Below are 2,782 nucleotides of genomic sequence, written 5' to 3'. Positions count from 1 at the left end.
GTTCCATGTAGTGGATACTACAGACTGAGGCAAGCTCAGTCTACACTATCCAGCACGGGGGCAAGCCCCCGAGATTTTCGCTACGCTCTGTTAAAAATAAAATGGGCATTAAATATAAACAATATAAAATCATTAAAAAATGTTAACAATCCTAAATTTGGAGTAATTTAAGCTAATATGTTAACTCACTTTATGCTACTTAAAAGTTTTATCACCTGTCGGGTTTTGACTCTCTAATAGATACATTTTGCACTTCCCAAATTAGGTGTAACTCAGTAAACTGGTGCCAAATTAGGAGCTATATTTTATTATTCAAAAAAGCATGATTCAAAGAAAATATACTCAATACTATTCTTGTATAGGACTAATTTTACTTTTACAGCGTACATCAATTAAATACGATTAATTTTATATACATTTTGAGGTAGGAAAACCCAATCATGAGATATTTTAAAGTTTTATTAATTTTATCATTCGTTTTATTTTCCATTAATACTCATGCAAGAGGCAGTTTTCGTTTAGATAGTGGCAACCTTTTAACTGTGGGTAAAAGTAAATCAGAAATTATTTCAATAGCTGGCGCACCTCTTTATCAGGATGTTGAAAAGATTGCCGTTGATAATGGTCAAGGCGGTCACTCTGTTAAACGTGAGATTTTAACTTATAGGCTTAAAGGCTCTATCGGTGGTTTTTACCTTGTTGTTATGACAATTGAAAATAGTCATGTTACATCTATTACATCAAAACAAGAGAAGCGACTTTAACTATTACTTAATATTGCAATAAGCCAAGTGAAGGTGCCGTTTTTTCTGCACCCTTTTTACGCTAACTCTAAGCCTCCCAGTGATTAATTATTCACTTTGAAGGACCTTCCCGATATAAATCTAATATGCCACTTCAATGCGTCCATAAATATACATCTATTCTTCAAATAAAGGATACGCACCTCTAAAGCAGAGCTGTTTATATTTCATATAAACTTTTGAATACTGTCATCAAGCTGACTTATAACTGTCATTAAAAAATCACATTAAACTGTTTTTATATTGCTTTTTATTATTATAAAAATCGCAAGGATTTAGAAATGAACTTTAAACGTACCTTAGTTGCAGTTTCCTTATTAACGCTCTTATCGGCATGTGACTTAGATGGGGATGATGGCAAACAAGGCCCTGAAGGTATAGAAGGTACTCATGGCAGTAATGGTGTTAATGCTCCTACTTCTCTTAATATTGAGCTGATAGGGCGAACGGTTTTAAATGCCCAAGCTCCTGAAGGTGCAGCTGAGATTGTTTCTTTTCAAAAATCTAAAAAATTAATTTATGCAATCAATAGTTCTGTTAAGCCTGCTGTAGTCGAAATTATTGATGCTAATAATATTGATGCTAATGTTTTAACAAAAAATTCAGAAGGCGTAGTGACCAATGCCAATTTATCATCAACAATAACACTTAATTTAGTGGCTACAACCGGACTAAATGGCGATGCCAATAGTATCGCAATCGACAATAACAATGCCCTTTTAGCAGTTGCAATAGCATCAGGCACCCCAGGTATCAATGGCCATATCGCCTTTTTTGATATTTCAGGTGATACACCCGCATTTATAAAAAACGTTGCTGTAGGTGATTTACCAGACAATGTTGTTTTTACACATGACGGTGCCAAAGTCGTTGTTGCAAATGAAGGCGAACCATCCAATGATTATATTATCGACCCTGAAGGTTCAATATCTGTGATCAATATTGTTTCAGGTATACCAACCGATACAGCAACGCACATATTATTCACTGAATTTAATACTATGCAATCAGAATTAGAAGCCCAAGGCGCTAAATTTTCAAATCCAACGGGTCATATAATCAAAGGACAAGTGCGCAATTATTCTGTAGCCCAAGATTTAGAACCAGAATATGTGGCTATATCGCAAGATAACAAAACCGCTTTTATTTCATTACAAGAAAATAATGCAATGGCAACTGTAGATTTAACAAATAATAGTGTGAAAGTCAGCGGCTTAGGTTTTAAACATTGGCATAATTTACAGCTTGATGTCTCTGATAGAGATAATGGTGTTAATTTTAAAAGCTATGACAAACTTTATGGCATGTATCAACCAGATACAATTGCTTCATATACATGGCAAGGTGCAAATTTTGTGATTTCAGCAAACGAAGGTGATAGCCGTGAATATATCGCTTTTGAACGTAATGCTAATGAGAATGCAGGTAAAATAGAGTGTGAAACAGATTTTCCACAGGGCATATATGAGTGGGAAGAGGGTGAGGAAATTTGTATTGCATACACAGATGAAGTACGCGTTAAAAACTTAAAAGATTTTGGCACAGTCAGCACAGAATTAGAAGATTACATTATTGCCAATGGCGGTAAAAATGGTTTAGGGCGTTTATTGGTAACAAATGCTCTAGGTAAAGATGAAAATCATGAATATAGCAATATGTATGCTTATGGCGCACGTTCTTTTACGATTTGGGATAGCAATGGTTTAGTTGTTTTTGATTCTGGTGACGATATTGGTCGTATTTCAGCCTCTATTCATGGTGCAGCTTTTAATAATGATGAAGACGAAAATGAAGGTGATGGTCGCTCAGATGCAAAAGGTGCTGAACCTGAGTCTGTTGTTATTGGTAAAATTGGTACTCAAACATATGCTTTTATTGGCTTAGAAGTGAAGGTCGGCGTACCCGCACCTACAATAAACCTAAACTAATCGTTAGCCTATAACCCAATTTAAACTTGGGAGAGCATTATGGCCAGGCGA

2 protein-coding genes are annotated in these 2,782 nt (G+C 35.3%); both read left to right on the top strand.

The features are described from left to right. Positions 1–440 precede the first annotated feature (440 nt). Positions 441–764: a hypothetical protein gene (locus tag BM088_RS26765; RefSeq protein ID WP_091991974.1), complete on the top strand. Its 324-nt coding sequence runs from the start codon at positions 441–443 to the stop codon at positions 762–764. A gap of 320 nt (positions 765–1,084) precedes the next feature. After that, positions 1,085–2,731: a choice-of-anchor I family protein gene (locus BM088_RS26760; protein WP_091991972.1), complete on the top strand. Its 1,647-nt coding sequence runs from the start codon at positions 1,085–1,087 to the stop codon at positions 2,729–2,731. Positions 2,732–2,782: the final 51 nt, after the last annotated feature.

It is taken from the genome of Pseudoalteromonas denitrificans DSM 6059 (assembly GCF_900112265.1).
GTDB classification, from domain to species: Bacteria; Pseudomonadota; Gammaproteobacteria; order Enterobacterales; family Alteromonadaceae; genus Pseudoalteromonas; species Pseudoalteromonas denitrificans.
The sequence above is the reverse complement of the archived record's forward strand: the minus strand, read 5'-3'. Positions and strand labels throughout refer to the sequence as shown.

What these genes read in the sequence shown, in the direction of transcription:
- BM088_RS26760 (WP_091991972.1), top strand. Translation starts at nt 1,085, where the DNA reads ATGAACTTTAAACGTACCTTAGTTGCAGTTTCCTTATTAACGCTCTTA.
- BM088_RS26765 (WP_091991974.1), top strand. Translation starts at nt 441, where the DNA reads ATGAGATATTTTAAAGTTTTATTAATTTTATCATTCGTTTTATTTTCC.